The sequence below is a fragment of the Phenylobacterium sp. genome, from assembly GCF_965229015.1.
GTDB lineage: Bacteria > Pseudomonadota > Alphaproteobacteria > Caulobacterales > Caulobacteraceae > Phenylobacterium.
Genome location: NZ_CBDDIM010000001.1, coordinates 749,094 through 771,012 on the forward strand (window position 1 = coordinate 749,094; position 21,919 = coordinate 771,012).

The 21,919-nt window shown below is 70.5% G+C and carries 24 protein-coding genes; 14 read left to right on the top strand and 10 right to left on the bottom strand.

The features are described from left to right. Positions 1 to 9 precede the first annotated feature (9 nt). Both ACO06I_RS03710 and ACO06I_RS03715 read right to left on the bottom strand, forming a co-directional pair. Positions 10 to 807 (bottom strand): transporter, encoded by a 798-nt coding sequence (locus ACO06I_RS03710; protein ID WP_421931263.1) that lies wholly within the window; start codon positions 805 to 807, stop codon positions 10 to 12. Beyond that, positions 807 to 1,898 (bottom strand): zinc-binding dehydrogenase, encoded by a 1,092-nt coding sequence (locus ACO06I_RS03715; protein ID WP_421931264.1) that lies wholly within the window; start codon positions 1,896 to 1,898, stop codon positions 807 to 809. The genes ACO06I_RS03710 and ACO06I_RS03715 overlap by 1 nt, the downstream gene beginning before the upstream one ends. A gap of 159 nt (positions 1,899 to 2,057) precedes the next feature. Here ACO06I_RS03715 and fabD point away from each other — a divergent pair, with 159 nt between their 5' ends. The 7 genes from fabD (at position 2,058) to gmk (ending at position 8,385) form a co-directional block, all read left to right on the top strand. Next, a complete protein-coding gene (gene fabD, locus ACO06I_RS03720; protein ID WP_421931265.1) occupies positions 2,058 to 3,002 on the top strand; it encodes an ACP S-malonyltransferase in 945 nt (314 codons plus the stop codon). Beyond that, complete coding sequence (fabG, locus tag ACO06I_RS03725) at positions 3,002 to 3,742, top strand: 3-oxoacyl-[acyl-carrier-protein] reductase (RefSeq protein ID WP_421931266.1); 741 nt, start codon at positions 3,002 to 3,004, stop codon at positions 3,740 to 3,742. Before fabD ends, fabG begins: the two co-directional genes overlap by 1 nt. A gap of 140 nt (positions 3,743 to 3,882) precedes the next feature. Continuing rightward, positions 3,883 to 4,122: an acyl carrier protein gene (locus tag ACO06I_RS03730; protein ID WP_056019455.1), complete on the top strand. Its 240-nt coding sequence runs from the start codon at positions 3,883 to 3,885 to the stop codon at positions 4,120 to 4,122. Between the two features lie 76 nt (positions 4,123 to 4,198). Then, complete coding sequence (fabF, locus tag ACO06I_RS03735) at positions 4,199 to 5,482, top strand: beta-ketoacyl-ACP synthase II (protein ID WP_421931267.1); 1,284 nt, start codon at positions 4,199 to 4,201, stop codon at positions 5,480 to 5,482. A gap of 62 nt (positions 5,483 to 5,544) precedes the next feature. Next, entirely contained in the window at positions 5,545 to 6,582 is a 1,038-nt protein-coding gene (gene mltG / locus ACO06I_RS03740; RefSeq protein ID WP_421933593.1) for an endolytic transglycosylase MltG, read from the top strand. Between the two features lie 258 nt (positions 6,583 to 6,840). Next, complete coding sequence (locus ACO06I_RS03745; RefSeq protein WP_421931268.1) at positions 6,841 to 7,725, top strand: YicC/YloC family endoribonuclease; 885 nt, start codon at positions 6,841 to 6,843, stop codon at positions 7,723 to 7,725. Between the two features lie 6 nt (positions 7,726 to 7,731). Then, complete coding sequence (gene gmk / locus ACO06I_RS03750; protein ID WP_421931269.1) at positions 7,732 to 8,385, top strand: guanylate kinase; 654 nt, start codon at positions 7,732 to 7,734, stop codon at positions 8,383 to 8,385. A gap of 11 nt (positions 8,386 to 8,396) precedes the next feature. On the opposite strand, the gene ACO06I_RS03755 is transcribed toward gmk, so the two are convergent. Then, complete coding sequence (locus ACO06I_RS03755; RefSeq protein ID WP_421931270.1) at positions 8,397 to 9,215, bottom strand: AbiV family abortive infection protein; 819 nt, start codon at positions 9,213 to 9,215, stop codon at positions 8,397 to 8,399. Positions 9,216 to 9,276: 61 nt separating this feature from the next. Here ACO06I_RS03755 and ACO06I_RS03760 point away from each other — a divergent pair, with 61 nt between their 5' ends. Continuing rightward, the gene (locus tag ACO06I_RS03760; protein WP_421931271.1) at positions 9,277 to 10,020 is read left to right on the top strand and encodes a hypothetical protein; all 744 of its coding nucleotides are present in this window, start codon (positions 9,277 to 9,279) and stop codon (positions 10,018 to 10,020) included. Positions 10,021 to 10,246: 226 nt separating this feature from the next. Here the strand turns inward: ACO06I_RS03760 and ACO06I_RS03765 are convergent, their stop codons facing one another. Both ACO06I_RS03765 and ACO06I_RS03770 read right to left on the bottom strand, forming a co-directional pair. Beyond that, a complete protein-coding gene (locus ACO06I_RS03765) occupies positions 10,247 to 11,311 on the bottom strand; it encodes an EamA family transporter (RefSeq protein ID WP_421931272.1) in 1,065 nt (354 codons plus the stop codon). Positions 11,312 to 11,568: 257 nt separating this feature from the next. Beyond that, on the bottom strand, positions 11,569 to 12,834 hold the full coding sequence (locus ACO06I_RS03770; protein WP_421931273.1) for an MgtC/SapB family protein: 1,266 nt from the start codon (positions 12,832 to 12,834) through the stop codon (positions 11,569 to 11,571). Positions 12,835 to 12,983: 149 nt separating this feature from the next. On the opposite strand from ACO06I_RS03770, the gene ACO06I_RS03775 reads away from it, so the two are divergent. Continuing rightward, entirely contained in the window at positions 12,984 to 13,496 is a 513-nt protein-coding gene (locus ACO06I_RS03775) for a hypothetical protein (protein WP_421931274.1), read from the top strand. A 3-nt stretch (positions 13,497 to 13,499) separates the two neighbouring features. Here ACO06I_RS03775 and ACO06I_RS03780 read toward each other — a convergent pair whose 3' ends face one another. Next, complete coding sequence (locus tag ACO06I_RS03780; RefSeq protein WP_421931275.1) at positions 13,500 to 13,946, bottom strand: DUF2147 domain-containing protein; 447 nt, start codon at positions 13,944 to 13,946, stop codon at positions 13,500 to 13,502. A 135-nt stretch (positions 13,947 to 14,081) separates the two neighbouring features. On the opposite strand from ACO06I_RS03780, the gene ACO06I_RS03785 reads away from it, so the two are divergent. From ACO06I_RS03785 to ACO06I_RS03805, 5 genes are all read left to right on the top strand, one after another. Then, entirely contained in the window at positions 14,082 to 14,264 is a 183-nt protein-coding gene (locus ACO06I_RS03785) for a DUF3606 domain-containing protein (protein ID WP_304783446.1), read from the top strand. Further along, positions 14,264 to 14,710 carry an SRPBCC family protein gene (locus ACO06I_RS03790; protein ID WP_421931276.1) on the top strand — a complete coding sequence of 149 codons (447 nt, stop codon included), beginning with the start codon at positions 14,264 to 14,266 and terminating at the stop codon, positions 14,708 to 14,710. Before ACO06I_RS03785 ends, ACO06I_RS03790 begins: the two co-directional genes overlap by 1 nt. Next, positions 14,707 to 14,925 (top strand): hypothetical protein, encoded by a 219-nt coding sequence (locus ACO06I_RS03795; RefSeq protein WP_421931277.1) that lies wholly within the window; start codon positions 14,707 to 14,709, stop codon positions 14,923 to 14,925. The genes ACO06I_RS03790 and ACO06I_RS03795 overlap by 4 nt, the downstream gene beginning before the upstream one ends. Beyond that, entirely contained in the window at positions 14,922 to 15,689 is a 768-nt protein-coding gene (locus tag ACO06I_RS03800; protein WP_421931278.1) for a sulfite exporter TauE/SafE family protein, read from the top strand. Before ACO06I_RS03795 ends, ACO06I_RS03800 begins: the two co-directional genes overlap by 4 nt. 68 nt (positions 15,690 to 15,757) lie before the next feature. Next, positions 15,758 to 16,324 carry a hypothetical protein gene (locus tag ACO06I_RS03805; RefSeq protein WP_421931279.1) on the top strand — a complete coding sequence of 189 codons (567 nt, stop codon included), beginning with the start codon at positions 15,758 to 15,760 and terminating at the stop codon, positions 16,322 to 16,324. On the opposite strand, the gene rsmA is transcribed toward ACO06I_RS03805, so the two are convergent. From rsmA to ACO06I_RS03825, 4 genes are all read right to left on the bottom strand, one after another. Then, complete coding sequence (rsmA, locus tag ACO06I_RS03810) at positions 16,321 to 17,136, bottom strand: 16S rRNA (adenine(1518)-N(6)/adenine(1519)-N(6))-dimethyltransferase RsmA (protein WP_421931280.1); 816 nt, start codon at positions 17,134 to 17,136, stop codon at positions 16,321 to 16,323. The genes ACO06I_RS03805 and rsmA overlap by 4 nt on opposite strands. An 11-nt stretch (positions 17,137 to 17,147) precedes the next feature. Beyond that, positions 17,148 to 18,155, bottom strand: coding sequence for a 4-hydroxythreonine-4-phosphate dehydrogenase PdxA (gene pdxA / locus ACO06I_RS03815; RefSeq protein ID WP_421931281.1), 1,008 nt, complete (start codon positions 18,153 to 18,155; stop codon positions 17,148 to 17,150). Beyond that, complete coding sequence (locus tag ACO06I_RS03820; RefSeq protein WP_421931282.1) at positions 18,152 to 19,513, bottom strand: peptidylprolyl isomerase; 1,362 nt, start codon at positions 19,511 to 19,513, stop codon at positions 18,152 to 18,154. The genes pdxA and ACO06I_RS03820 overlap by 4 nt, the downstream gene beginning before the upstream one ends. Before the next feature lie 70 nt (positions 19,514 to 19,583). Then, the gene (locus ACO06I_RS03825) at positions 19,584 to 21,866 is read right to left on the bottom strand and encodes an LPS-assembly protein LptD (RefSeq protein WP_421931283.1); all 2,283 of its coding nucleotides are present in this window, start codon (positions 21,864 to 21,866) and stop codon (positions 19,584 to 19,586) included. Positions 21,867 to 21,919: the final 53 nt, after the last annotated feature.

A 21,919-nucleotide genomic window follows, 5' to 3' on the forward strand; every position in this document is an offset into this window, starting at 1 on the left:
GGCGGCATCCTAGAAGCGCCGCGCCAGGCCGGCATAGATTTCGATATCGGGCGTGTCGCGGTTCAGCCCCGCGTTGAGGCCCAGGTCAAGCTGAAGGTCGCCGCTGGGGCTCCAGGCGGCCATCAGGTCGAGGCTGGCCTGGGTGACGGCGCCGGAAGGGTCGTCGTCGCGGCCGGCCCAAAGCTCGATCCCGACCTGGACCGGACCGAAGCCGTGGCCCACCCCGGCCGCGGCGCTCCAGGCCAGGTGGGTTCCCCGGCCCCCGCTGTCGCGCACCAGATCGAGCTCGGGCGAGAAGGCCAGGGCCAGGTCCGGCGTCAGGGGCAGGGACATGGGGACGATCAACCCGCCCTCCCAACCGCCCGCCCCAAAGCCGTGGGTGGCGGTGGGCGCGCTGACATAGGGCTGGAGGGCGATGGACAGGCCCTGGCCGTCCGGGTTCCTCAGCGAGGCGCGCAGGGCCAGGGTCAGGTCGCCGACGCCGGTCTCGCGGGTGCTGAGTCCCGCCGCCTTCTGGCGGACGGACAGCAGCGGCGACCAGGCCAGCTGAGCCTCCAGGCGGGGCGTCAGGCCGGCGCGCAGCTCCAGGTCGCCATAGGCGAGACTGTCGGTGGTCACGCCCGACTGGCGGTCGCGCTGCAAGTCGGCCAGGCCTATCTCGGCCTGGAGGTGGCCGACATCAAGGATACAGGGCGGGCTGCCCTTGCCCGGCCGGTCGGGGCAGAGATCGCGCAGGGTCGTCTGGGCGCTGGCGGGGCCGGCGGCCAGCATCAGGGCGGCGAAGGCCAGCCCGAAGAGGCGGGGCATCAGCGCCCTGGCTCGACGAGGATCTTCACATGGGATTCCGGGTCCCCGAGGGTGACGAACGCCTGGGCGACCTCCGACAGGCCGACCTTGCCGGTGACCACCCCGCTGACATCGATCACGCCCTCGGAGATCTGGTGCAGGGTCTGGGCGAACTCCTCCGGCGAGTAGCCGAAGACGAAGGTCAGCTCGATCTCCTTGGTGATGGCGATGGCCGGCTCGATCTTGTCGGTCTCCATGCAGACCCCGGCCACCACGATCTGGCTGCCGGCCGGCGAGGCCTCGATCAGGTGCTGCAGGATGCCGGGAGAGCCGACGCATTCGAAGACCACCGGCTGGCCGAAGGTCTTGCCCATCATCCGGGCCATGTTCTGGGCCGCACGGGCGGTGGGCACGCCGAAGGCTTCCCAGCGCGCGTGCGGGCTCTCGGTGGCCGGGTCGATCACCAGGTCGGCGCCCAGCATCTCGGCGGCGGCGCGGCGGCGCGGCGAATAGTCGGCGGCGATGACCGGACCGTGGCCCTTGGCCTTGAGGCCGGCGATCACCGCCAGGCCCACCGGGCCGCAGCCGATCACCAGGCTGACGCTGTCCTTGTCCAGACGGGCCTTGGCTACGGCGTGGGCGCCGACGGCGAAGGGCTCGGTGAGCGCGGCCTGGTCGGTGGGCAGGCCGTTCTTCACCTCCAGCAGCATCATCTCCGACAGGATCATCCGTTCGGCGAAGCCGCCGGGCAGGGCGTTGGAATAGCCCAGCAGCTCCACCCCGGTCCCGGTGAGGGTGGCGGGCACGCTGACCACCCGGGTCCCGGCCTTCAGGGCGCCGGTGGTCCCGGGGCCATGCTCCAGGATCTCGGCGCAGAACTCGTGGCCGAAGACGGTGTCGGCGGACGGGTTGAAGCCGCCGCCCATGGCGTCCCCGCCGCCGCCGGCGCGGCGCGAGGTCTCGATCATGTGTTCCATGTGGTGCAGGGCGTGCAGGTCCGACCCGCAGATGCCGCAGGCCAGCGTCTTGACCAGCACCTGGCCGGGACCGGGGGTCAGCTCGGGGATTTCATCGCAGACCAGCTGCTTGTTACGGCGGATGACGGCGCGCATGGAGGCCTCCCGGGTGTTTTCGCCAGCTTGCGGGCGGACCGTCGGGAATTCCAGCCTGTCGTAGCGGAAGCGCCGCCCGCCTTGCCCGGCGGGACGCAATCCCCTAACCCTCCGCCCTTGAATCGAAGTGGCGCCAACGCGCGCCGAAGGGAGCCCCAGATGAGCCTCGCCTTTCTCTTTCCCGGTCAGGGCAGCCAGGCCGTGGGCATGGGCGCCGACCTCGCCGAAGCCTTCGCCAGCGCGCGCGAAGTGTTCCAGGAGGTGGACGACGCCCTTGGCCAGAAGCTGTTCAAGCTGATGAAGGAGGGGCCGGAGGACCAGCTCACCCTCACCGAGAACGCGCAGCCCGCCCTGATGGCGGTCAGCCTGGCGGTGAGCCGGACCCTGGAAAAGGAATTCAAGATCGGGATCGACAAGGCCGCCTTCGTGGCCGGCCACTCCCTGGGTGAGTACTCCGCCCTGGCCGCCGCCGGCGCCATCAGCCTGGCCGACACCGCCCGCCTGCTGAAGCTGCGCGGCCAGGCCATGCAACGGGCCGTGCCGGTGGGCGAGGGGGCCATGGCCTCCCTGATCGGGCCCAAGAGCGACGTGGCCCTGGCCGAGGAGGCCGCCAAGGCGGGTTCGGCCTTCGGGGTCTGCGTGGTGGCCAATGACAACAACAACGGCAATGTGGTGATCTCCGGGGCCAAGGCCGCCGTCGACGCGGCCATCGAGAAGGCCAAGGAGCTGGGCGCGCGCGCCATTCCGCTCAACGTCTCGGCACCCTTCCACTGCCCGCTGATGCAGCCCGCCGCCGACGAGATGGCAAAGGCCCTCGGTTCGGCCACCATCCTGGCGCCCCGCGCGCCCCTGGTGGCCAACGTCACCGCCCGCCCGACCCTCGACCCCGAGGAGATCCGCCGGCTGCTGGTGGAGCAGGTCACCGGCCGCGTCCGCTGGCGCGAGAGCATGATCTGGCTGGTGGAGGAGGGCGGGGTGACCCGCTTCGCCGAGGCCGGTTCGGGCAAGGTGCTGTCGGGCATGGCCAAGCGCATCGCGCCCGACGCCGAAGCCACGCCCCTGAACACCCCCGCAGACCTCGAATCCTTCGCGAGCAGCCTCTGATGTTCGACCTCACCGGAAAGACCGCCCTCGTCACCGGGGCCACGGGCGGCATCGGCGCCCATATCGCCCGCGCCATGCACGCCCAGGGCGCCCATGTGGTGCTTTCGGGCACCCGTGAGGCCGTGCTGGCCGAGCTGGCCAAGGAACTGGGGGATCGCACCTCCATCGCGCCCGCCAACCTGGCCGACGCCGAATCGGTGGACGGGCTGATCGCCAAGGCCGAGGAGGTCTCCGGCCATCCCCTGGACATCCTGGTGGCCAACGCCGGCATCACCAAGGACGGCCTGCTGATGCGCATGAAGGACGAGGACTGGGAGTCCGTCCTGAAGATCAACCTGGAAAGCTATTTCCGCCTCAGCCGCGCGGCGATGCGCGGGATGATGAAGCGCCGGGCCGGGCGGATCATCGGAATCACCTCTGTGGTGGGGGTCATGGGCAATCCCGGCCAGGCCAATTACGCGGCCTCCAAGGCCGGAATGATCGGGTTTTCCAAGGCCCTGGCCCAGGAAGTCGCCACCCGCGGCATCACCGTCAACTGCGTGGCCCCGGGCTTCATCGAGAGCCCCATGACCGACGCCCTGAACGAGGCCCAGAAGGCCCAGATCCTGGCCACCATCCCCGCCGGCCGCCTGGGCCTCGGGAGCGATGTGGCCGCGGCGTGCGTTTATCTGGCCAGCGATGAAGCCGCTTACATGACGGGGCAGACCCTGCATGTGAACGGCGGCATGGCGATGATCTGAACTGTTGGCCTAGGCCAAGCGAACATGCTACGGCCACGCCCGAAGCGGTTGGGCGAAGGCCGAAATCGAAGCTCCGTTACGGTTGACAACATGTCGGCGGTCACGGATGGATCAAGTGACTAATTGAGGAACTAAACCTGATGTCCGACATCCTCGAGCGCGTGCGTAAGATCGTCATCGAACACCTCGACGCCGATCCGGAGAAGGTCACCGAGAAGGCGAGCTTCATCGACGATCTGGGCGCCGACAGCCTCGACAACGTCGAACTGGTGATGGCCTTCGAAGAAGAATTCGATATCGAGATCCCCGACGACGCGGCGGAGCACATCCAGACCGTCGGCGACGCGGTGAAGTTCATCGGAGAGCGTCTGGGCGCCTAAGGCCCAGAGTTCGTTCAAGATTTGACCGCCGCGACGCTCACATGAGCCGCGGCGGTCTGCGTTTTGGAGCTCCACCATGCGTCGAGTTGTGGTCACCGGCATCGGTCTTCTGACCCCCCTGGGCCAGGGAACCGAGTTGAGCTGGCAGGCCCTGCTTGCGGGCAAGTCCGGGGCGGGTCGGGTCACGACCTTCGATCCGACCGACTATGGCTGTCAGGTGGCCTTCGAGGTCCCGCGCGTCGACGGGCGCGGCGGCGGCGGCCCGGACGTTCCGGGCTCCTTCGACCCCGACCAGACCATGAGCCCGCGCGACCAGCGCCGGGTGGACGACTTCATCCTCTACGCCATGGCCGCGGCCGACGAGGCGGTGAAGGATTCGGGCTGGGTCCCGGAGACCGACGAGGACAAGGAACGCACCGGGGTCATCATCGGCTCGGGGATCGGCGGCCTTGCCACCATCGAGAAGAACGCCGTGGAGCTGCACCTGAAGGGGCCGCGCCGCATCGGGCCGTTCTTCATTCCGTCGGCCCTGATCAACCTGGCCTCGGGCCAGGTCTCCATCCGCTACGGCTTCAAGGGCCCCAACCACTCGGTGGTGACGGCCTGCGCCACCGGGGCCCACGCCATCGGCGACGGCGCCCGGCTGATCAAGTACGGCGACGCCGACATCATGATCGCCGGCGGGGCCGAGGCCGCCATCTGCCCGGTGGGCATGGCCGGCTTCATCGCCGCGCGCGCCATGTCGACCAACTTCAACGACCAGCCCACCAAGGCCAGCCGTCCCTATGACAAGGACCGCGACGGCTTCGTGATGGGCGAGGGCGCCGGCATCCTGGTCCTGGAGGAATACGAGCACGCCAAGGCCCGCGGCGCGAAGATCTACGCCGAGGTCGTGGGCTACGGCCTGGCCGGCGACGCCTACCACATCACCTCCCCGGCCGAGGACGGCGACGGCGGCTTCCGGGCCATGAAGATGGCCCTCAAGGACGCCGGCGTCACGCCCGACGACATCGACTATGTGAACGCCCACGGCACCTCGACCCCCATGGGCGACGAGATCGAGCTGGGCGCCGTCACCCGTCTGATGGGCGACCACGCCAAGGACATCTCGATGTCGTCCACCAAGTCGGCCACCGGCCACCTGCTGGGCGCCGCCGGGGCCATCGAGGCGGCCTTCTCCTGCCTGGCGATCCGCGACCAGATCGCCCCTCCGACCCTCAACCTGGACAACCCCTCGGTGGATACGGTCATCGACCTCATCCCGCACAAGGCGAAGCCGATGGCCATCGAGTACGCCCTGTCCAATAGCTTCGGCTTCGGCGGCACCAACGCCTCGGTCGTGTTCAAGAAGGTCACGTGAGCCAGAGGCCGCGATCCCCCAAACGGAACGGCGGCATCACCCCCTTGCGCAGGCTGGTCATCATGCTGCTGAGCGCGGCGGCCACCCTGGCGGTGGCCGCGATGCTGGTGGCCGTCTGGGTGGTCTGGTCCTTCCAGGGACCGGGGCCCGCGGCCAGGTCGGGCGACGCCACCACGGTGATGCTGCGCCATGGCGCCAGCCTGCCCGAGATCGCCTCCACCCTGTCCCATGAGGGCGTCATCCGCTCGGCCCCGGTCTTCGTGGCCGCCGCCCAGGTCACCGGGGCGGCGCGGGCCCTGAAGGCCGGCGAGTACGAGTTCGCGAGCCGCGCCTCCATGGCCAGCGTCCTGGCCGACATCCGCGACGGCAAGATCGTCCGCCACCAGATCACCATCCCCGAGGGCCGCACCAGCGCCATGGTGGTGGCCGCGCTGGCCGCCAAGACCGACCTGACCGGGGTGGCCGCGGCTCCGCCGGAGGGCTCGATCCTGCCCGAGACCTATCAGTACGAGCGGGGCGAGGACCGCTCGGCGGTGCTGCGCCGGATGATGGACGCCCGCGACGAACTGCTGGCCAGCCTATGGGCCAAGCGCCAGCCGGGCCTGCCCTTCGCCACCCCGGAGGAGGCGGTGACGCTCGCCTCCATCGTGGAGAAGGAGACCGGCAAGGCCAGTGAGCGGCCGCGGGTGGCGGCGGTGTTCATCAACCGCCTGCGCCAGGGCATCCGCCTGCAGAGCGACCCCACCATCATCTACGGCCTGACCCAGGGCGAGCCGCTCGGGCGCGGCATCCGCGCCTCGGAGCTGGCGGCGGCCACGCCCTACAACACCTACGCCATCAACGGCCTGCCGCCGACGCCGATCGCCAATCCGGGCCGGGCGGCGATCGCCGCGGTGCTGGACCCGCCCAAGACCACCGAGCTCTATTTCGTGGCCGACGGGACGGGGGGGCACGTCTTCGCCTCCACCCTGGAGGAGCACAACGCCAATGTCGCCAAGTGGCGCGCCATCGAGCGCTCCAAAGGCGCGGCGACGGCGAATGAGACCTCCGACCTGGCCGGAGCGCCCGTGGACGCGCCCGGCGTGACCGTGGAGCCGTAGGGTGAGCGCCGCCGTGTGCGCGGGAGCGCCCATGAGATTGTCCACGAACCACACGAACAAGCAAACCCGTGTCATCCCGGAAAGCCCGCAGGGCTTGTCCGGGACCCAGATGCGCGGGGGCTTGCAGGATGGATCGGTGCTTCTGGGTCCCGGTCTTCCGCTGCGCGGAAACCGGGATGACACTCTGGGGAAGCGCCGCCGGGTTCATGTTCGTGGTGTTCGCGAGGTTCGTGGCTCCTCTTTCCTGAGGGCTTGCTGATGCCCCTCTCCGGCATGACGGGCTTCGGCCGCGCGGAGGGCGCCAGCCACGACTGGAGCTGGTCGGTGGAGGCGCGTTCGGTGAACGGGCGCAACCTGGAGATCCGCTATCGCGGGGTCCCCGGGTTCGAGGCCCTGGACCGCACCGCCCGCGACGCCGCCCAGGCGCGGTTCCAGCGGGGCAACGTCACCATCGGGATCACCGGCAAGCGCAGCGACGTGGCCGGCAAGGTCAGCATCAACCTGGAGCAGCTGGAACGCTATCTGGCGGCGGGCGCGCCCTATGTCGCCGAGGGGCGGGCGGCGACGCCCAGCCTTGACGGGTTGCTGGCCCTGCGCGGGGTGATCGAGGCCGGCGAGGCCGTGGACGATCCCGAGACCCTGGCCCAGGTGGAGGCGGCCATGGCCGCGAGCCTGAACGCCGCCCTGGACGCCCTGCTGGCCAACCGCCGGGAGGAAGGCGCGTCCCTCGCCGTCGTCCTGGCCGGGCAGATCGACCGCATCGCCGCCCTGGTGGTCCAGGCCGAGAGCGAGGCGGCGGGCCAGACGGCGGCGATCAAGGAACGTTTCGAGCGGCGGATGAACGAGCTGGCGCCCGACGCGCCGGGCGTGGCCGAGCGGATCGTGGTGGAGGCCGCGGCGCTCGCCGTGAAGGCCGACGTCCGCGAGGAGCTGGACCGGCTGGCCGGCCATGTGGAGGCCGCCCGGACCCTGATGGCCGGCGAGGGCCCGGCCGGACGGCGGCTGGACTTCCTGACCCAGGAATTCATGCGCGAGGCCAACACCCTATGCTCGAAATCTGCCCTGCCGGGCCTGACCACGGTGGGGCTGGACCTGAAGGCCACCATCGAGCAGTTCCGCGAGCAGGTGCAGAATGTGGAATAGCCCCCGATGACCGACGACCATTCCAAGCCCTGGGAAACCACCCGGCGCGGCCTGCTGCTGCTGGTCTCCAGCCCGGCGGGCGCAGGCAAGACCTCGCTGTCGCGGCGGCTGGTGTCGGACAACGCCGACATGACGCTGTCGATCTCGGCCACCACCCGGGACCCGCGGCCCGGCGAGGAGGAGGGGCGCGAGTACTTCTTCGTCGACCGCCCGGGGTTCGAGGCGATGATCGCCCAGGGCCATTTCCTGGAATGGGCCGAGGTGAACGGCAATCTCTACGGCACCCCGAAGGCCGCGGTGATGGCCGCGTTGGACGCCGGCAAGGACGTGCTGTTCGACATCGACTGGCAGGGCGCCAAGCAGATCGCCGAGGCGGCGTCCGCCGACAGCGTGCGGGTCTTCATCCTGCCGCCCTCCTGGGAGGACCTGTCGCGCCGCCTGCACGCCCGCGCCCAGGACTCCGAGGCGGTGATCAACAGCCGCCTGCTGCTGGGCAAGGACGAGATCGCCCACTGGGGCGCCTATGACTATGTGATCGTGAACAAGAACTTCGACCGCGCCTATGCGGACCTGAGCCACATCTACCGGGCCGAGCGGCTGAAGCCGGGGCGGAACACGTGGCTGCCGGAGTTCGTGGAGGGGTTGCTGGCGGAGGGTTGAGACCCGGAGGGTCACACCCCGACCATGAACGCTCCAAGTTCTTCGGGCGTCGTCGTTGTAAGCCCCTCTGCGTACAACGCGGTCTGGAGGCGGATCATTGCGCCGCTCATCCCAAGTGTCCCGTAATGCGGCCGAACATGTTCGCGCCAGAGCTCCAGTTCACGCACGCTCATTGTCCGCGCTGGCCACATGCTCCTCGCCACCGCGAGCATCGACGCGGCCGTTTCCCGGCCGATCACCTCGGCAGGCAGGCTCCAATGCCGCGCGCCAAAGCAGTCCGAGTAAATAGCGATCTGCTTCACAGCGTCCAACGTAGCGGTGTGATCCCCCTTTGGATCAACAGCTTGGCTGAGTTCCCCCAACTTCCGTGCACCACGGCGCACCAGATCAAACAATATCCACCCGACGTTCTTGTGGCGGTGGTTACGGTAAGCTCGCCAAGTCTTAGTCCAATGGTCGTCTGGCAGAATGGCGAATTCTTTGAGAATTTGGATCTTTCCACGCTCCTCAATCGAGAGGATCGCTAGCGAGGCAGCGGCCGGATATCGTTCGTGTTCGAAGAGCAGCTCGGCATCCGCGAGGAGCCGAGCAGCATTTGTTGCCGCGGCTGCCATTCCTTCAGCGACCTCCGGAAGCTCAAGCGCGCCGGTGTAGGGATTTAGCGGTCCGGCCATGGAATTGGGGTCTCCCCGCGAACTAAATCGAACAACTGGCCAAGTGCACACTACCGGCGTGGTTTCGTCACCGTATCCTTTCTGCTCAGGAGAGAGAAGCAAGATGTTCGCTAAATGTTCTTGCGGTTTCGCGCAAGTTTGGTAGATTTGCGCCATCGGTGAGGACTGCGCGTGGCGCGTCCGGGGGCCGTGATCCCTACAATTTCAGGATATTCCCATGAGCCGGAAGCGGGTCTGGGGCGAGGTCGCCCCGGTGGTGGAGGAGGTGTGCCTGCGGCTGGAGGCCGGCGACCCGCTGGCCGTGGTGTGCCGCGATGAGGAGATGCCGCAGGAGACCACTCTGCGGGGCTGGCTGAAGCGGTATCCGGACCTGAAGGCCCGGGTGGACGCGGCCCGAGCCAAGGGCGCGGTGGTGATGGCGGCGCGGCCCCTGGTGATCCGGGTGCGGCCGGTGGCGTTCGACGAGGCCCTGGCGGCGGCGGTGTGCGAGCGGCTGGCGGCGGGGTCGCAGGGGCTGGAGGCGGTGTGCGCGGCGCCCGACCTGCCGTCCTCGGCCACGGTCTATCGCTGGCTGGCGGACTATCCGGAGTTCGCGACGCGCTATGGGCAGGCCCGGCAGGTCCAGGCGCACCGGATGTTCGACGAGGCCCGCGCCATCGCCAAGGCGGCCACGGTCAAGTCGGTGGCGGTGCCGAAACTGCGGATCGACACCCTGAAATGGCAGGCGGCCAAGCTGGCGCCGCGGGTCTATGGGGCGCGGGTGGAGCGGGACCTGGAGCCGGAGGCGCCGGTGATCAATGTGCAGGTCCGCGACTTCTGCCTGGAGGACGAGGTGGAGAAGCTGAGGGCGATGGTCACGGCGGCGGGGATGAGCCTGCCGGAGGTGTCGGCGCTGAACCCGATCCCGCCGAGGTTGCCGGGGTTGAACCGGGGCGAGGCGGCGAAGGTGGTGGAGGGGTAGGTCCTCCTCTCCCCCCTTCTTCCGGGGGGAGAGCTTGGGTGAAGGGGAGCGGTCCGGCCGGGTGGTGAGCGTCGGCACGAGCCTTCGCTGCGCGAAGGCGTTCGTCACTGAGATCGACAAATCGTTGTCGATCTCAACCGGCTCGCAAGCGCGAGCCGGAGTTCCTCACCCCCTCACCCTACCCTCTCCCCTTGAAAGGGGAGAGGAGATGAGCCTGCGGCCTCGCCTACCCCGCTCCGTGCCCGTGCCGGTGATGCAGGTCCGGGTAGTGCGCGTGTGTGTGGGTCAGGGGGGTGTGGCGGTGGGGGTGGCTGTGGGGTTCGCCGGGCGGGTCGTCGGGCCCGTGCTCGTGCTGGTGGTGGGCGTCGTGGACGTGGCGGTGTTCGTGGTTCATCGCCTCGTGGGTGTGGGGGTGCTCGTGGGCTTCCATCAGGTGCAGGGCCACGCCGATCAGCATCAGGGCGGAGGCGGCGACGAGCTGCAGGGTGACGGGCTCGCCGAACATGGCGATGGCCAGGACCGCTCCGATGAAGGGGGCGGTGGAGAAGTAGGCGCCGGTGCGGGCCGCGCCGAGGTGGCGCAGGGCGAGCACGAACATGACCAGGCTTACGCCGTAGCCCAGCAGGCCCACCAGGCCCGCGCCCAGGGTCTGGGTCAGGGGCGGCAGATGGGCGCCCAGGGTGAGCGCCAGGCCGAGGTTCACCGCGCCGGCGGCCAGGCCCTTGATGAGGGCGATCTGGACGGGGTCCGCGGCGCTGAGCTTGCGGGTCAGGTTGTTGTCGATGCCCCAGGCCAGGCAGGCGCCGGCGATGGCGAGCGCGCCGAGGCCGAGGCCCGCGGGACCGCCCTGCCAGGAGAGGATGACGGCGCCGGCCAGGATGGCGGCGGCGCCCAGCAGCAGGCGGCGGTCGACGTTCTCGCGGAACACGATCCAGGCGATGGCCATGGTGGCCAGGCCCTCGAGGTTGAGCAGCAGGGCGGCGCTGGAGGCCGCGGTGGTGGCCAGACCCACCATCAGCAGGACCGGACCCACGACCCCGCCGCTCAGCACCACCAGGGCCAGCCAGGGCAGGTCGGCGCGGCGCAGGGGCGCCTCGGCGGCCGGGACCCCCAGGGCGCCCCTCGCCAGGTGGACGACGGTGAGCCCCAGGCCCGAGCCGAGATAGAGCAGGCCGGCCAGCAGCCAGGGGCTGACCCCGCCTCCCAGGAGCAGCTTGGCGAAGGGGGTGCTGGCGCCGAACAGGACGGCCGAGGCGATGGCGAGGAGGACGCCGGGGCGTTTGGTGGACATGGGGGCAGCTTAGGGGGTGTGGTCGCCGGTTGCGAGAGGTCCTCTCCCCCCGCCTCTTCGGGGGGTGAGGGTGGGGTGAGGGGGGCGATTCGGCTGGGCGGTGCGCGTCGGCACGAGCCTTCGCTGCGCGAAGGCGTTCGTCACTGAGATCGACAAATCGTTGTCGATCTCAACCGGCTCGCAAGCGCGAGCCGGAGTTCCTCACCCCCTCACCCAACCTCTCCCCTTGAAAGGGGAGAGGAGGAGTCTGCGTCGCGCTACAGCGCCGCCCGCACCCCCCAGGCCGTGGCGCCGGCGGCCAGCGCCAGGGCGGAGACCAGGGTGAAGCGCAGGGCGAAGGGGCGGCTGCCGAACAGGTGGGCGAAGACGGCGCGCTGGACGGCGTTGGCGGCGAAGGCGGCCAGGATGGCGCCGGCGGCGAAGTCGAGGCTGACGCCACGGGCTACCGATCGGGCGGTGGAAAGGGTGATGGCGTCGACGTCCACCAGGCCCGAGACCACGGCGAACAGGTAGCCGCCGGTGACGCCCGCCTCCCGGGTCACCCAGGCGCCGAGGAAGGTGACGACGATCAGCAGCAGGCCGAAGCCGAGGACGGCCGAGAGCTCGAAGGGCACGGTGTCGGGGCGGGCCGGGGCGCCGAGCGCCGGGCGCAGCAGGGGCAGGAGGCCGGCGGCGGCGAAGACCAGGGCGCCGGCGGCGGCGGGAATGGCCACCAGGGGGACCAGGGCCGGCTGCAGGACCCCGGCCAGGACGGTGGCGCGGATCAGGGAGACCATGGCCGCCAGGCAGACCCCGGAGCCGAGGCCGCGGGCGTCGTCGGCCTGGCGGCTCAGGCGGGCCATGGCCAGCGTCGTGGCGGTGGAGGAGGCCAGGCCCCCCAGCAGGCCCGCGAGCGGCGGTCCGCGGTCGGGGCCGGCCACCTTCTGGGCGATGTAGCCGCTGTAGGAGACCGCCGCGATCAGGATCGTCAGCAGCCAGAGCTCGTGGGGATTGAGGGCGTTCAGCGGGTCGACCGTGCGGTTGGGCAGCAGGGGCAGGATCACCACGGTCATGGCCAGCAGCAGCAGGGCCGAGCGCAGCTCGATCCAGCTGAGGCGGGCGACGGCGCGGTGCAGGGTCTCGCGGCTGGCCAGCAGGCCGGCGGTGGCCACCCCGCCGGCGGCGGCGGCGCGGATGTCGCCCATGGCCGCCAGGACCCCCAGCACGAAGACGGTCATGGCCGCCACCACATTGGTGACGCTGAAGTCGGCCTCGAAGGTGCTCTCCCGGTAGCTGAAGACGGCGAAGGCGGCGGTGAGGACGGCCAGGCCCGCGACCCAGGGGACGAAGCTGCCCGCCAGGATCGACAGGGCGCCGCAGAGGCCCCCCAGCAGGCCGATGAGGGTGAAGGTGCGCACCCCGGCCGTGCGGGCGCCCTCGGGCGCGTCGCGCCAGCGCCAGCCGCGCTCGATGCCGACGATGAGGCCGATGGCCAGGGCCAGGCCCAGGCGGAGCAGAAGATCGTTTTCGATAGGCGTCTCCATCGGCCGCAGTCAGGCGGCACGGGCCCTCGGCGGTCAAGGGCGGGGGCGATCCTCGACCCAGAACCTTGCGGGGCCTTGATCTGAATCAGGTCGCGGAGCGTCCTGCACGGCCAAGCTCGCACGCACCCTGGGTTGAGACCGTGACCGCCATGACCAAGACCTTCTCCCGCGCCGTCCTCGTCCCCATCCTGGCCCTTGGCCTGGCGACGGGGGGCTGCGCCTCCACCAAGGCCCCGCCGACCGAGCGCGCGTCGGCCGCCCAGCGTTCCAGCGCCATGGCGCGGGGCGGGGAGAGCGGCCTGGGGATTTCCGGGGCGGTGACGCCGCCGGAGCTGAAGGCGGTGGCGCTGGCGCCCTACGCCCTGGCCACGCCCCCCGACTGCGCCGCCCTGGCCCGGGAGATCCTGCAGCTGGACGATCTGCTGGGGCCCGACGTCGATGTGCTGGCGGCGGTCGAGACCCGCTCGGGCGCCATGGGCCGGGCGGCTGACCGGGCGATCGTGGGCGCGGTGCGCGGCGCCATCCCCTATCGCTGGGTGCTGCGCCTGATGACCCAGGCCGGCAAGCTGGACCGCGAGCTGCGGCTGGCGATCCTGGCGGCCACGGCGCGGCGCGGCTATCTGAAGGGCGTGCGCCTGGGCCTGGCCTGCCCGGCGGCCTGAGCGTCAGGGGGCCGGCGGCCCCTCGGACGCGTCGGGGGCGCGGAGGAAGACCCGGGTCTTGCCCAGCAGGGGATGCAGTACATAGGCCCGCACCCGCAGGGCGCCGTCGTCGTCGAGGGTCATGGTGGCCCGGTAGTTCACGCCGTCGTCGGGATTGTAGATGCGGCCGTCCTTCCAGGTGCGCCCGTCGACGCTGCGCAGGCCGTAGAGGATCTGCAGGCCCAGCAGGGGGCGGCCGCGCAGGGCCGGGTCGGGATTCTTGCGGTCCACCAGGGGCAGGCCCTGGGCGTTGTTGGGCCACTGGAACCAGACGATCTCGCCGCACAGCCGGTCGCCGCAGGGGGCGATCTCCACCCGGGTGCGCTGGTTGGTGTCCTGCCAGACGCCGACCGGGGTGGGGGGCGCGGCGCCAGCGATCAGCAGGGCCGCGATGAGTCCAGGTGCGACCATGGCGGGCCTCTCCTCCGAGCTCGGGCCCCCCCGCCAGTCTAGACCCTGGGCATGGCCCAGCGGCAAGCCTCGCGGCGGGACTTGCCCAAGGCCGGGGACGGTGACAATCCAGGGGCTCGGATTCAAGGAGCTGACATGGCCGAACCCAAGGGCAAGCGGGACTTCCGCGACTCGCCGCGGCTCGATCCCAAGGAGCGCCACCAGGTGGAATACTGGGCCAAGCGCTGGGGGGTGACCCACGACCAGATCATCAGCGCCTATCGCAAGGTCGGCATGATGGTGAAGGACATCGCCGTCGAGCTGGGCAAGAAGCGCTGATGGCCCACCTGATCCGCACCGAGGCCCTGATCGCCGCGGCGCCGGAGGCGGTGTGGTCGGTGCTGGCCGATTTCGAACGCTATGGCGCGTGGAACCCGCTCAACCTGGAGGCCCACGGGGAGGCGGCGCCCGGGGCGAAGGTCAAGATGGTGTTCCGCAACCTGGCCTCCAAGACGCCCGGGGCGACGATCTCCCAGACCGTGACCCTGGTGGCCTGCGAGCCGGGCCGGACCCTGGCCTGGGCCGGGACGGTCCCCCTGCTGTTCAGGGGCCGGCATCACTTCACCCTGTCGCCGGAGGCCGGCGGCACGCGGCTCCTGCACGGCGAGGACCTGCGGGGCCTGATCCCCATGACGTTTTCCAAGGCCCAGATCGCCCGCGACTTCGTGCCGGCCTATGAGGCGGTGAACACCGCGCTCGCCGCCCGCGTGGCCGCATTGGGATGATGGGGATCCGCGACCTGGTGGACCTGGCCATCGACGAGGATCCGCGCAGCCCCTGCCTGTGGGTGCCCAGCGAGCACTGGGACGACTTCTGCGCCGCGATCGGCCGGACGCCCAACCTGATCGGGGCGGTGATCTATCGCGACAAGACCATCCGCGACGGCGGGCCGGGGACCGATGTCGCGACCGGCTCGGACCAGAGCGGCCGGCGCCGATGATCACCGACCCGTGGTTCTACGTCCTGGCGGTTCCGGCGGTGATCATCCTGGGCCTGGCCAAGGGCGGGTTCGCCGGAATCGGGGTGATCGCGGTGCCGCTGATGGCGCTCGCGGTTTCGCCGGTGCTGGCGGCCTCCATCACCCTGCCGATCCTGATCGTCCAGGACGTGGTCAGCGTCTGGGCGTTCCGGAAGACCTGGGACCGGGGGATTCTGATCCTGATGCTGCCCAGCGCGGCGGTGGGGATCTTCGCGGGCTTCGCGCTCGCGGCCTTCGTCAAGCCCGGGGCGGTGGAGCTGGCGGTGGGGGCGGTGAGCGTGGTCTTCGCCCTGCAGCGGCTGTGGCTGGAGCGGGCGGCGGCGCCGGTGGTGGCGGCGCGGCCCGAGGGCCTGCCCTGGCGCGGCGTGCTGGCGGGGATCGCCGCGGGCTTCACCAGCCAGATCAGCCACGCCGGCGGTCCGCCCTTCCAGATGTACGTCCTGCCGAAGAAGCTGGAGCGCGATGTGTTCATCGGCACCAGCGCCATCTTCTTCGCGGTGGTCAACTGGATGAAGGTCCCGGCCTATCTGGCCTTGGGGCAGTTCACCCACCAGAGCCTGGCCACCTCGGTCGCCCTGCTGCCGCTGGCCATCGCCTCGACCTGGGCCGGGGTTTGGCTGGTCCGGCGCGTGCCGGGCGCCGCCTTCTACCGGGTGATCTACCTGCTGCTGATCGGGGTGGGGGGCAAGCTCGCCTGGGATGGCGCGATCTCGCTTTTGCGATAGGACTGAAACCGTCGGGCCCTCAGCGCGCCGCAATCGCGGACGAGCTTGGGGACGAAGGAGCTTTTCCCATGACGCCACGATCCTGGACCGCCGGCCTGGCGCTTTCGGCCCTGCTGGCGGCGAGCGGCGCGCGGGCGGAGGAGGCGGTCGCCACGGCCTCGGCCACCCCGGCGCCGGCGGCGGAGCTCTCCACCGCGGCCCAGATCGAGCAGTTCATCAGGTCCACGCCGACCCCCAGCCTCGAGGACGAGGGCGTGGACGGGATCACGCCCGGGGAGGGCAAGCGCCAGGTCCACGGCGAGGTGGGGATCGCGGTCGGCACCGGCGGCTATCGCAGCGCCTACGCGATGAGCCTGATCCCCATCGGCGAGACCGGAACCCTGGCCATCGCCGTCAGCGAGAGCCGCAACGCGCGGTTCGGCGGCTACGGATACGGGGGCTATGGCGGCTATGACGGCTATGGCGGCTATGGGGCCGGCGACCGCCAGTCCATCGGCCTGTCCTATTCCTCCAGCGGCGCGGCGACCGACCCGGAGACCGCCTGCGCGGGGCGTCGCGGCCCGAGCTGGCATGACGGCCGCGGGCGTGGCCCGGAGGCCTGCGGGCTGGGCGCGCCGCGCCTCGCCCCCCGCTAGATCGCGCGGGCCAGGTTCAGGAATTCCGCGACGTCGAGGGTCTCGGCCCGGCGTGAGGGATCGATGCCGGCCTTCTCACAGAGGCTCTCGCCGCCCAGCTGCTTGAGGCTGGAGCGGAGCATCTTGCGGCGCTGGCCGAAGGCTGCGGCGGTGACCGTCTGCAGGGCGTTCAGCAGTGCCTGGTCCAGGCGCGTCGCGTGCGGGACCAGGTGGACCACGGCCGAGGTGACCTTGGGCGGCGGGGTGAAGGCCCGGGGCGAGACCTCCATCACCAGCTTGGCGTCGGCGGTGGCCTGGGCGATCACCGCCAGGCGGCCATAGGCGTCCGAGCCCGGGGCGGCCACGATCCGCTCGGCCACCTCCTTCTGGAACATCAGGGTCAGGGAGGCCGGGGTGAAGGGGCCGGTCAGCCACTTGATGAGCAGGGGGGTGCCGACGTTGTAGGGCAGGTTGGAGACCACCGCCGTCGGCCGGCCGGCGGCGAGGGCGGCCTCGTCGGCGGTGAGGGCGTCCTCCAGCAGGACGGTCAGGGCGCCGCCGCTCACCTCCGCCAGCTCCTGCAGCAAGGGCAGGAAACGGGGGTCTTTCTCGATGGCGGTGACCCGCGCGCCGGTCTCCAGCAGGGCCCGCGTCAGGCCGCCAGGGCCCGGCCCCACCTCGATGACGTGGTCGCCGGCGCCGACGCCCGCCAGGCGGGCGATCTTGCGGGTGATGTTGAGGTCGAAGAGGAAGTGCTGGCCGAAGCTCTTCTTGGCGATCAGGCCGTGCGCGTCGAGGGTGTCGCGCAGGGGCGGGAGGTCGTCGAGGGTCATGGCCCTGCCTATCAGGCCGCGCGGCGAGTGGCGATCTCGTCGGCCATGCGGATGGCGGCCACCAGGCTGTCGGCGCGGGCCAGGCCGCGCCCGGCGATGTCGAAGGCGGTGCCGTGATCGGGCGAGGTGCGCACGATCGGCAGGCCCAGGGTCACATTAACGCCGCCCCAGAAGTCGAGCATCTTCACGGGGATAAGCGCCTGATCGTGATACATGCACAGCGCTGCGTCATAGCGGGCGCGCATCTCTTCCGGGAACAGGCTGTCGGCCGGGGTGGGGCCGACGGCGTCGACGCCGAGGTCGCGCAGGGCGCGGACGGCGGGTTCGATGATGTCGTGCTCCTCGCGGCCGATGGTCCCGCTCTCGCCGGCGTGGGGATTGAGGCCGGCCACGGCCAGGCGGGGGACCTCGATCCCGAAGTCGCGGCGCAGGGCCTGGGCCGTCACCAGGCCGGCGTTCACCACCTTCTCGATGGTGAGCGCCGCCGACACCTTGGCGACGGGCTCGTGGACGGTGACCAGGGTGGTGCGCAGGCCGGGCACGGCCAGCATCATGATGGGGCCGCGGGCCCCGTCATAGCGGGTGGACTGGGTGAGCTCCCCCAGGAACTCGGTATGGCCGGGGAAGGCGAAACCGGCCTCGTAGAGGGGGGCCTTGGCGATGGGGGCGGTGACCAGGCCGCAGACCTGGCCGGAGAGCGCCAGGCCGACCCCGGTCTCGATCCACTGGATCACCGACTTGGCCGCCGCCGCGGTGGGCTGGCCCGAGACCACCGGCGCGCGCAGGGGAATGTCGAGGACGGGAATGGCGTCGGGGAAGACCCTGGCGGCCTCGTCCGGCGAGATCACCCGGCGCACGATGGCCGCGCCCGAGCCGGAGGCCGAGGCCAGGGACTGGCTGTCGCCGACCACAAGGAAGGCTGGCCCCGACTGACGCAGCTGCGCCCAAGCCTTGACGATGATCTCCGGTCCGATGCCGGCGGGATCGCCGAGCGTCAGGGCGAGTGGGCCTGTCTTCACTTGGTCTCGATGGTCGCCGAATTCCTAAGGTCACGCATGTAACGCCGGGCGATCATGCTCAGTTGCTGACCGAACAGGCGGTTCTCGATCTGCTCCTTGGACTGGCCCTCGCCGCCGCTGGCGCGCTTGGCGCAGACGGCCAGCAGGTGTAGGCCGGCGCTGGTGCGGATCGGCTGGGACAGTTGCCCGGCCTCGAGGCCTTCGGCGGCCTCGCGGAAGGCGGGCGCCAGGTCCTTGATCTCGGCCTCGCCGAGGTCGCCGGCGACGACGCCGGGCACCTTGGCGGCCTGGGCCTCCAGGTCGCCGCAGCCGGTCACCTGGGCGCGTAGGGCCACCAGCTTGGCGTTGGCGGCCGCCACGGCGCTCGGGTCGGCGGTCTGGGGCAGGCCGACGGCGGCCTGCTTGAGGCTGACCATCATGCCGCCGGCGCCGGCCCGCTTGTCGCGCAGGTAGATGATGTAGACGCCGTCCTTGACCTGGATCGGGCGCGAGAGCTGACCGGGGCGCATCTGCTCCAGGGCCGCGTCGACCTCGGGGGCCATTTCGCCGGCGGTGATCCAGCCGGCGTCGCCGCCGGCCGCGGCGGTGGCGGCTGCGGAGAACTGGCGGGCGACGGCGGGGAAGGGCGCGCCCTGCTGCATCTGGGTGATGAGCTGGCCGGCGCCGGTCATGGCGGTGTCCATGCCGCCGACGCGGTTGGCGTCGATGAAGACTTCGCTGATCTGGTACTGGGGCTTGGAGGCCGCGGCGGCGAGACGCTGCTGGACCGCCTTCACCTGGTCGTCGCCGATGCGCAGGCGCGAGCCGTAGCGGCCGCGGATCCAGCGCTGCCAGCTGGTGTTGGCGCGGACCTCCTGGCGCAGGGTCTCCTCGCCGATGCCCTGGGCCTTGAGATTGCCCAGGAACTGCTCGAGCGACATGTTGTTGCCCTTGGCCATGTCGGCCAGTTCCTCGGTGACCTCGTCGTCGGTGGCGATGATCTCCATCTTCTGGTCGCGCTCGACGCGGCGCAGTTCCTGGAGCTGGAGGCGCTCGTCCACCAGGCCCACCAGGGCCTCGCGCTGGAACTGGGGCAGGTTCTGAGCCGTCGGCTGGACCCCCGAGGTGGCGATCAGCAGGCGCATCCGCTGGGCCAGGTCGTAGGTCGAGATGATGTCGTCATTGACGACGGCGGCGACGGACTCGTTGATCCCCGCCGGCTGGACCGGGGCGGCCGGGGCGGCGGTCTCGACCGGAGCGGTGGCCGCCGGCGGCGCCTCCTGGGCCCAGAGGACCGAGGGAATCGCTGTCGTGGCCAGGGCGATCGCCATGGCGGCGCCGCGCGCCGAAAGGCCCGTGACATTACGCGCACGCATCATGGGTGAGGAGTTTCCTTGGAGCGGATGGCCATGGGCAGGTCGGTGCGAAGGGCCATTTCGGTGGCGAATTTCAGTTCGCATACAACGGTCCGCCCAATGTGGCGAGGGTGAGGCGTATGGCGATGGACTCGGTGGGGCCAAGGCGGCCGACCACGGTGTCTTCACGCCGATAGATGATGTCCACGCGGGTGCAGTCGTCGCGGTAGGTGACGCCGAGATCGCGGATCACCCAGGCGTCCTGGACCAGGTCGCGGTTGCCGTAGGCGGTCAGGCCCCAGTGCTTGGTGAGGTAGAGGTCGCCGCCGAGATCGAGGTTCTCGACCTTGACGCCGTTGGCGTTGGCGCGGTCGCGCAGGTAGCGGAAATAGCCGTTGGCCCGCTTCATCGAGATGTTGGCGCCGGCCTCGGCCCGCTGGACCGTAAAGTCGTCTGAATCCAATCGCGTACGGGCGAAGAATGAGAGACCCTTGATGGGCTGGGCGTCGGCGGCGACGATCCAGTCGGAGCTGGTCTGGCGCAGCCCGCTCTGGGTGGAGAAGACGTCGTTGCTCTGGTTGCGGAAGCTGCGGCCCACCAGCAGGCTGGCGCGGCGCCCGTCGTCCCAGAACACCGAGGCCCGGCCGCCGGCGTTCACCCGCACGCCGTCCTCGTAGAGGTCGTAGCCGGGGAATTTGTTGGCCCGGAAGAGGTTGGTCTCGTCGAACTCGAAGGCGACGGAATCCTCGTTGAGATAGACCGGCGCGCCGGTGGCGCTGGTACCCACCACCACCTGACGGGCGTTGGGGGAGGCGGCGATCTGGACGATGGGCTCCAGGATCACGGTGGAGTCGGAGAACCGGCGCACGAAGGGCCAGCTGATGTCGGCGCCGGCCACGGCCAGGCCCCGCGACAGGGTCTTGGACGCGCCCTTGACGGCGTTCAGGTCGTCGAGGCTGTAGGCGTCGCCGCGCAGGTTCAGGAAGGGCGAAACCCTTATGCCGGCGGGGGCGGTGTAGGTGGCGCGCCAGTCGGCCTCGCCGGTCACGCGGCGGCTGTCGAGGCCCGCCAGGTGCAGGGGCGGGGCGCCGACCGGCGACTGATCGCGGGTCAGGGCCACGGCCGATCCCAGCAGGCGCAGGCGGCCGCCGGCGATATTGGTCTCGGGCTCCCACCGGGCCTCGATCAGCGGACCGACGATGGGGAAGGTGCGGTCGTTGTCGCCGGGGCGCAAACCCTGGATGGAGAAGGCCGCGGCCGAGAAGTAGGACCGCTGGTCCTGGCGGGTGGCGTAGATCTGGGAGATCAGCCGGCGGTCGTCGGCCACATAGGGGCCGCGGGCGGTGTAGACGTCGCCGATCTCGTACTTGTCGAACAGCAGGTCGTCGGAGGTGCGCTCGGCGGTGAAGCCCCAGTTCCAGCGCTCGTCGATGGCGAACTGGCCCGCGGCCAGCACGTAGCTGCGGCTGGTGGCGTCGCCGAAGCGGTTACCCTTGCCGTCGAAGTCCTCGTCGTAGGTGTAGCCGAACCGCGCGTCGACGGCCCCGGAGTAGAACCGCTTGCGGTAATGCCCGTTGAAGAACGGATTAACTTTCGTGTTAATTTGAGGGCTTAGCGTGATATCCGAAGACGGCGAGAGAACCTGCAGATAGGGCTGCTCATAGCTGAGACCCCGGCGGTTCGAGGCCCCGAGCTTGGGCGGCAGGAAGCCGGACTTGCGGACCGCCTGCGGGTCGGGGTGCCAGAACAGCGGCAGATAGAGCACCGGGGCGCCGAAGATGCGGATCACGGCGTTGCGGTAGTAGATCAGCTGCCGGTCGCGGTCCTGCACCACCTTGTCGGCCTTGATGGACCAGGTGGGGGTCTTGGGCGAGCCGTCGGCGGCGCAGATCTCGCAGGGGGTGTAGATCGCGCGGTTCAGTTCGTTGACCCGCTCGCTGCGCCGGACGGCGGTGGCGGCGGCCAGCTTGATGCTGGGGGCCAGGCGGGCGGCGAAGCCCGTGGCGACCCCGGCCTTCATGGCGTCGTCCAGCACCAGCTCGTCGGCATATTCGATGCTGCCGTCGGCGTTGATGATCTGGACCTGGCCCTTGGCGGTCATCACGCCGCGGACCTCGTCATAGATGAGTTCGTCAGCCCGGAGGGTGCGACCCTCGTAGCGGACCTCGGCCTGGCCGCGGGCGGTGGTGATCTTGTTCTTGTCGTCGCGGATGACGAGGTCGGCTTCCATGTAGAGCTGACCGGGCTCGAGCCCGTCGACGGGGGCCTTGCCGACCGGCGCCTGGGCGTGGGCCTGCGCGGACATCGCCACGACGATGACCGCGACGCTCGCCAGCAGGCCGCGCTTTACGGAGACGGAACGGCGACCACGACTCATGAAGCTAGGAAACCCCCTCCAGGCGGTTGTTGGCGGACTGATAGCCGGGAACG

Bases quoted from the DNA above. Each gene is read 5' to 3' on its own strand.
- ACO06I_RS03710 (WP_421931263.1), bottom strand. From the start codon at position 807: ATGCCCCGCCTCTTCGGGCTGGCCTTCGCCGCCCTGATGCTGGCCGCC.
- ACO06I_RS03715 (WP_421931264.1), bottom strand. From the start codon at position 1,898: ATGCGCGCCGTCATCCGCCGTAACAAGCAGCTGGTCTGCGATGAAATC.
- fabD (WP_421931265.1), top strand. From the start codon at position 2,058: ATGAGCCTCGCCTTTCTCTTTCCCGGTCAGGGCAGCCAGGCCGTGGGC.
- fabG (WP_421931266.1), top strand. From the start codon at position 3,002: ATGTTCGACCTCACCGGAAAGACCGCCCTCGTCACCGGGGCCACGGGC.
- ACO06I_RS03730 (WP_056019455.1), top strand. From the start codon at position 3,883: ATGTCCGACATCCTCGAGCGCGTGCGTAAGATCGTCATCGAACACCTC.
- fabF (WP_421931267.1), top strand. From the start codon at position 4,199: ATGCGTCGAGTTGTGGTCACCGGCATCGGTCTTCTGACCCCCCTGGGC.
- mltG (WP_421933593.1), top strand. From the start codon at position 5,545: ATGCTGCTGAGCGCGGCGGCCACCCTGGCGGTGGCCGCGATGCTGGTG.
- ACO06I_RS03745 (WP_421931268.1), top strand. From the start codon at position 6,841: ATGCCCCTCTCCGGCATGACGGGCTTCGGCCGCGCGGAGGGCGCCAGC.
- gmk (WP_421931269.1), top strand. From the start codon at position 7,732: ATGACCGACGACCATTCCAAGCCCTGGGAAACCACCCGGCGCGGCCTG.
- ACO06I_RS03755 (WP_421931270.1), bottom strand. From the start codon at position 9,215: ATGGCGCAAATCTACCAAACTTGCGCGAAACCGCAAGAACATTTAGCG.
- ACO06I_RS03760 (WP_421931271.1), top strand. From the start codon at position 9,277: ATGAGCCGGAAGCGGGTCTGGGGCGAGGTCGCCCCGGTGGTGGAGGAG.
- ACO06I_RS03765 (WP_421931272.1), bottom strand. From the start codon at position 11,311: ATGTCCACCAAACGCCCCGGCGTCCTCCTCGCCATCGCCTCGGCCGTC.
- ACO06I_RS03770 (WP_421931273.1), bottom strand. From the start codon at position 12,834: ATGGAGACGCCTATCGAAAACGATCTTCTGCTCCGCCTGGGCCTGGCC.
- ACO06I_RS03775 (WP_421931274.1), top strand. From the start codon at position 12,984: ATGACCAAGACCTTCTCCCGCGCCGTCCTCGTCCCCATCCTGGCCCTT.
- ACO06I_RS03780 (WP_421931275.1), bottom strand. From the start codon at position 13,946: ATGGTCGCACCTGGACTCATCGCGGCCCTGCTGATCGCTGGCGCCGCG.
- ACO06I_RS03785 (WP_304783446.1), top strand. From the start codon at position 14,082: ATGGCCGAACCCAAGGGCAAGCGGGACTTCCGCGACTCGCCGCGGCTC.
- ACO06I_RS03790 (WP_421931276.1), top strand. From the start codon at position 14,264: ATGGCCCACCTGATCCGCACCGAGGCCCTGATCGCCGCGGCGCCGGAG.
- ACO06I_RS03795 (WP_421931277.1), top strand. From the start codon at position 14,707: ATGATGGGGATCCGCGACCTGGTGGACCTGGCCATCGACGAGGATCCG.
- ACO06I_RS03800 (WP_421931278.1), top strand. From the start codon at position 14,922: ATGATCACCGACCCGTGGTTCTACGTCCTGGCGGTTCCGGCGGTGATC.
- ACO06I_RS03805 (WP_421931279.1), top strand. From the start codon at position 15,758: ATGACGCCACGATCCTGGACCGCCGGCCTGGCGCTTTCGGCCCTGCTG.
- rsmA (WP_421931280.1), bottom strand. From the start codon at position 17,136: ATGACCCTCGACGACCTCCCGCCCCTGCGCGACACCCTCGACGCGCAC.
- ACO06I_RS03820 (WP_421931282.1), bottom strand. From the start codon at position 19,513: ATGATGCGTGCGCGTAATGTCACGGGCCTTTCGGCGCGCGGCGCCGCC.
- ACO06I_RS03825 (WP_421931283.1), bottom strand. From the start codon at position 21,866: ATGAGTCGTGGTCGCCGTTCCGTCTCCGTAAAGCGCGGCCTGCTGGCG.